Origin of the sequence: Flavobacterium sp. (assembly GCF_044376915.1) — a bacterium.
Lineage (GTDB): Bacteria > Bacteroidota > Bacteroidia > Flavobacteriales > Flavobacteriaceae > Flavobacterium.
In genome coordinates this window covers 1-5,171 of sequence record NZ_JBILKB010000102.1, presented here as the reverse complement: position 1 = coordinate 5,171, position 5,171 = coordinate 1, and the positions used below count along the sequence as shown (strand labels likewise).

At 35.5% G+C, this 5,171-nt stretch carries 6 protein-coding genes; 3 read left to right on the top strand and 3 right to left on the bottom strand.

The window, feature by feature from the left end; translation table 11 throughout:
* Positions 1 to 945: anion permease (locus tag ACIQ6Z_RS08930; RefSeq protein WP_396210543.1), on the top strand; the 945-nt coding region annotated here is incomplete at its 5' end.
* A gap of 42 nt (positions 946 to 987) precedes the next feature.
* Here ACIQ6Z_RS08930 and prfB read toward each other — a convergent pair.
* Positions 988 to 2,083, bottom strand: a protein-coding gene (gene prfB / locus ACIQ6Z_RS08925; protein WP_396210542.1) for a peptide chain release factor 2 whose coding sequence is annotated in 2 segments (ribosomal slippage) — positions 988 to 2,019 and positions 2,021 to 2,083 — 1,095 coding nt in all. Because the reading frame shifts where the segments join, the coding sequence is not laid out codon by codon here.
* Between the two features lie 47 nt (positions 2,084 to 2,130).
* On the opposite strand from prfB, the gene ACIQ6Z_RS08920 reads away from it, so the two are divergent.
* Both ACIQ6Z_RS08920 and ACIQ6Z_RS08915 read left to right on the top strand, forming a co-directional pair.
* On the top strand, positions 2,131 to 3,156 hold the full coding sequence (locus ACIQ6Z_RS08920) for a threonine aldolase family protein (protein ID WP_396210541.1): 1,026 nt from the start codon (positions 2,131 to 2,133) through the stop codon (positions 3,154 to 3,156).
* A gap of 2 nt (positions 3,157 to 3,158) precedes the next feature.
* Positions 3,159 to 3,932 (top strand): sulfite exporter TauE/SafE family protein, encoded by a 774-nt coding sequence (locus ACIQ6Z_RS08915; protein ID WP_396210540.1) that lies wholly within the window; start codon positions 3,159 to 3,161, stop codon positions 3,930 to 3,932.
* Here ACIQ6Z_RS08915 and ACIQ6Z_RS08910 read toward each other — a convergent pair.
* Positions 3,925 to 4,743, bottom strand: a complete 819-nt coding sequence (locus tag ACIQ6Z_RS08910; protein ID WP_396210539.1) for an endonuclease/exonuclease/phosphatase family protein — start codon at positions 4,741 to 4,743, stop codon at positions 3,925 to 3,927. The two genes, ACIQ6Z_RS08915 and ACIQ6Z_RS08910, sit on opposite strands and share 8 nt — an antisense overlap.
* A gap of 7 nt (positions 4,744 to 4,750) precedes the next feature.
* Positions 4,751 to 5,074 (bottom strand): YbaB/EbfC family nucleoid-associated protein, encoded by a 324-nt coding sequence (locus ACIQ6Z_RS08905; protein ID WP_396210538.1) that lies wholly within the window; start codon positions 5,072 to 5,074, stop codon positions 4,751 to 4,753.
* Between the last annotated feature and the right edge of the window lie 97 nt (positions 5,075 to 5,171).

The window sequence follows — 5,171 nt, the reverse complement described above, 5'->3', positions numbered from 1 at the left end:
GGTTTTAAAATAGTAAATTGGTTTAAGGCAGCAAAAGAGGGAGAATTATTACCTTCAGGTGTTGTTATCGTTATTTTATTTATTGTTTTTGCTCCTTTGTTAGGAATGATCATATCGTATTGTATTTCTTTGTGGTTGATGTATTCTTCTAAGAAGAATATCTATCCAAAATTATTTACAGTTGTTTTGATGACTCTATTTGCTTGGTTTTTATATTCGGTAATGATTCCATTTGAAGAAATCAAAAAGCCTCGATTTGATAGTGAATTTTGGAGTGTCATTACAGAGCCTCACAATATCAAATGGTTTTTAGTGGCTTTTATTTTTTATAGTTTGGCCCTATTTAATTTGTTATTCAGTAGTTTGTCTACTGCAAAAGCAGAGGCGGTTTTAAAGAAAATGCAATTGTTATCTTCTGCTGCTTTTAGTTTAGGTCACGGTGGTAATGATTCTCAAAAAGTAATGGGTATTATTGCTGCAGCTGTCGCTGTTTATATCAAGTCCAATCCAAATATAGACTTGTCTGCAGGTTGGTTGGATTTGAATGTGGTATTACCTTCTGAAAAAGACGGCGTTAAAATAGATGGCGTTATGCCAGGTTGGATTCCATTAACATGTTATACTGTAATTGCATTAGGAACGTTGAGCGGTGGTTGGAAAATTGTGAAGACCATGGGGTCTAAAATCACAAAAGTAACTGCTTTTGAAGGTGTTGTTGCCGAATCGGCAGGAGCGTTAACGCTATTTACTACAGAGCATTTTAAAATACCGGTATCTACTACACATACGATTACGGGTTCCATCATTGGAGTAGGAGTAACCAAAAGAGTTTCTGCTGTACGATGGGGTGTTACGGTTAAATTATTGTGGGCTTGGATATTAACTATTCCAGTTTCCGCTGTATTAGCAGCACTTATTTACTTTTTATTAAAACTATTTATTTAATACTTTATAAAAAAAAGAGGCTATGTAAATAGCCTCTTTTTTTTATATTTCTTTTTGCCCCATCATCATCAAATAGCCCTTTAGAAAAGCATCAATAGCTCCATTCATGACGCTGTCGACATCGCTAGTTTCTACTCCGGTTCGAACGTCTTTAACGAGTTTATAGGGTTGCATGACATAATTTCGAATTTGAGAACCCCATTCAATTTTCATTTTACCCGCTTCAATATCGCTGCGTTGCGCTTGTTGTTTTTTCAATTCAATTTCATACAACTGCGACTTCAACATTTGTAATGCTCGTTGGCGGTTATCGTGTTGCGAACGGGTTTCTGAACATTGAATTTGAATACCAGTGGGTTTGTGAACCAATTGTACTTTGGTTTCTACTTTATTTACATTTTGTCCTCCAGCACCACTTGAACGCGCTGTTGTAATTTCGATATCAGCGGGATTGATTTCAATTTCAATAGTGTCATCCACCAAAGGGTATACATAGACTGAAGCAAACGAGGTATGTCTTTTAGCGTTGCTATCGAAGGGCGAAATTCGCACCAATCGGTGTACGCCATTTTCACCTTTTAAATACCCAAATGCAAAATCACCATCAAATTCTAGAGTCACCGTTTTTATTCCTGCAACATCCCCTTCTTGAAAGTTCAATTCTTTGATTTTGTAACCTTGTTTTTCACCCCACATCAAATACATTCGCATGAGCATAGAAGCCCAGTCGCAGCTTTCGGTGCCACCAGCGCCCGCTGTAATTTGCAAGACAGCACTCATGTTATCGCCTTCGTCAGACAACATGTTTCTAAATTCTAAATCTTCTATGTGACGAAGTGTTTCTGCGTGAAAATGGTCAACTTCTTCTTCCAAAATTGCACCTTCTTTGAAGAATTCCATCATAATTTGAAGTTCTTCCACTTGATCCATTCCTTTGTTGTAGTCGTCCACCCATTTCTTTTTAGAACGCAAATTGCGCACAATAATTTCTGCTTCTCGAGCATTGTTCCAAAAGTCGGGTGCAAAGGTTTTCTCCTCCTCATTAGTTATTTCAATCGTTTTGGCATCAATGTCAAAGATACCTCCTTAACGCACCAAGGCGATCAATAATATCTCTGACATGTTCGATATTTATCATAAATATTGTAGTTTTACAACACAAAAATAGGCATTCTTTTTAATACTATGGAAATAAATTTAGTTAGCGATACCGTAACCCGCCCTTCAGTAGAAATGTTAAATGTTATGTTTAACGCCAAAGTAGGGGACGATGTGTATAAGCAAGACCCAACAGTTAATGAATTGGAAGAAACCTTAGCAGATTTATTTGGTATGGAAGCGGCTTTGTTTTTTCCTTCAGGAACTATGGCCAACCAAACGGCTATTAAATTGCATACCCAGCCTGGTGAACAAGTAATTTGTGATAAATATGCACACATTTATCATTATGAAGGTGGTGGCGCTTCTTTCAATAGTGGTGTTTCATGTTGTCTGGTGGATGGAAATCGTGGAATGATTACGGCTGATTTGGTTAAAAACGCCATTAATGATCCTGAATTTTATCATGCACCACATACATCGTTAGTCAGTATCGAAAACACAACAAATAAAGGGGGTGGTGCTTGTTATGAAATACAAACGTTACAAGAAATCAAGCAAGTTTGCATCGATAATAATCTGAAATACCATTTGGATGGCGCCCGTTTGTGGAATGCCTTAGTAGCAAAGAAACAACATCCTAAGCAGTTTGGGGAATTGTTTGATACAATTTCAGTTTGTTTGTCAAAAGGATTAGGGGCACCTGTTGGTTCTGTATTATTAGGAACAAAATCCGATATGAAACGAGCATTGCGTATTCGAAAAATATTTGGTGGCGGTATGCGTCAATCGGGTTTTTTAGCAGCTGCAGGCTTATATGCCTTACAAAATAACATTACTCGTTTAGAAATTGATCACAGAAGAGCAAAAGAATTAGGTGCATTGTTAGAGAAAATGCCTTGGGTGGCCAATGTAGAAACGGTAGAAACCAATATTTTGATTTTTGGATTGCAACCTACTGTAGATGAAAAAATATTCATGGAAAAATTGAAGCAAAAGGGAATATTAATCAGTTCTATGGGACACGGTAAATTACGAATAGTGACTCATTTAGATTATAAAGAGGTAATGCACGACTATGTTTTGGAAGTCTTTTCTAAATTAACGTTCTAATTTTGGAAATTATAGTCATATCAATAGTAGCCTTTTTAACTGCCGTTTTAACCTTTTTTTCTGGGTTTGGATTGGGAACTTTATTGACACCTGTTTTCATGCTTTTCTTTCCAGTTGATATTTCTATTGGTTTGTGTGGCATTGTGCATTTTGCGAATAATTTATTCAAGTTTTTTTTGGTTGGAAAACATGCGAATAAAGAAGTGTTGCTTAAATTTGGAATTCCAGCAACTATCGCCGCTTTTTTAGGTTCTTGGTTGTTGCTACAAATTTCCGATTTAGCACCTTTATTTAGTTATTCCCTTTTTGGAGAACAACTTTTCGTTTTTCCAGTAAAATTTATAATTGCCATTTTATTGGTAATTTTCGCTTTTTTAGACCTGATTCCGTTTTTGAGTAAATTGGAGTTTGGAAAAGACAAACTACCTTTAGGTGGTATTTTAAGTGGTTTTTTTGGAGGAATTTCGGGTCATCAAGGTGCTTTGCGAAGTGCTTTTTTAATCAAAGCAGGTTTGTCAAAAGAAAGTTTTATTGCTACAGGAATTGTGGTGTCAATGTTTGTGGATTTTACTCGCTTGAGTGTTTATGCTTCAAAGATTTCAACATATACATTATATGAAAATAAAATCTTGTTGGTTTCATCTACACTTTGTGCAATAACTGGAGCTTATTTGGGCAACCAACTTTTAAAGAAAGTTACGTTGAAATTTGTTCAAGTTTTTGTTTCAGTTGTATTGCTTTTTGTGGCTATAGCTTTAGGCATGGGAATTATTTAATATCCATTACACACCAAATTGGCACGTGATCTGATATTTTTCGAGCTTCTTTAACTGAAGAAAACTTTGTATAAAATGGAACAATACCTTTTTGTTTTATCTTAATTTTTCGAATGTCATAAAACAAATTATCATATTCAGATGCCAAACAATCGTTGTTCATGCATTTTTGGCGTAAACTGGTTTTTTGATTGACTAAAATAGGAGCGAAGCCCTTGTTTTTTAAAGGATTAAAAACTGTATGACTTTGTGGACAATTGAAATCACCCAAAAAAATTAAGTTGAGTTTGGGGTATACGTTTTGAAAAAATTTGAAATATTTTAATTCGCTCGCAGGATTTTTCTTTTTGGGTACCGCATGAAAGGAAACCAAAGTAAATCGATTCCCAAGGTATTCAAAAGTACTCATGTAGGGTTCGCGATCGATTGCATCGGCATAGTTTTGGTCGAGCCAACTACTGCCGATCTTTTTTACACGTGCTGTTTTCCAAATAAAAGCATACCGTTCTTGACTGGCAGGATTTGTGCTTGTTGTTGGTTCGCTTATACTATAATCCCATTTTGATCCTTTGGTATTCAATAAACTAACCAATCGGCTTACCGCTTTTGCTCCTCCAGAACCAGCAACGACTTCCTGTATGGCAATAATATCATAGTTATTGATTGTATTGGCCATGACGGTTAATTCATAATCCGATTTTGATTTACCAAGATTCATGATGTTCCAACTGCAAATCGAAACTTGGCAGAATGCAACAGAACTTAGAAAAAAAAACAGAAGTATTGTTCGGGTTTGTGTGAGGATTTGCATGAAAAATTTATTTGAACAAATCCATTCCTGGAATATTTGGCATGCCTTCTTTAGCAACAGCTGCTAATTCTGTTTCGTTGATATGTGTAGCTCTTTCAATAGCTTTGTTCAAAACAGTAACTAAATAATCTTCAAGCATTTCTTTGTCTTGAAGTAATTCGTCACTTAAAGTAATTTTTTTAATTGTTCTGTTCGCTGTAAGGGTTACTTCAAGTGCGCCATCACTACTTTTTTCATCAATTAAAACATGATCCAGGCGTTTTTTTGTTTCCGCTACTTTTTGTTGGGCTTCTTTTAATTTGCCCATCATTCCCATTAGGTCTCCAAACATAGTATTATTTTTTTATTCGAACAAAAATAGTAAATTAGCCGTTAATAATTAATGTAAAATTCATGAAAAAAATCTCCTATTTCCTTTTGGGTTGTGT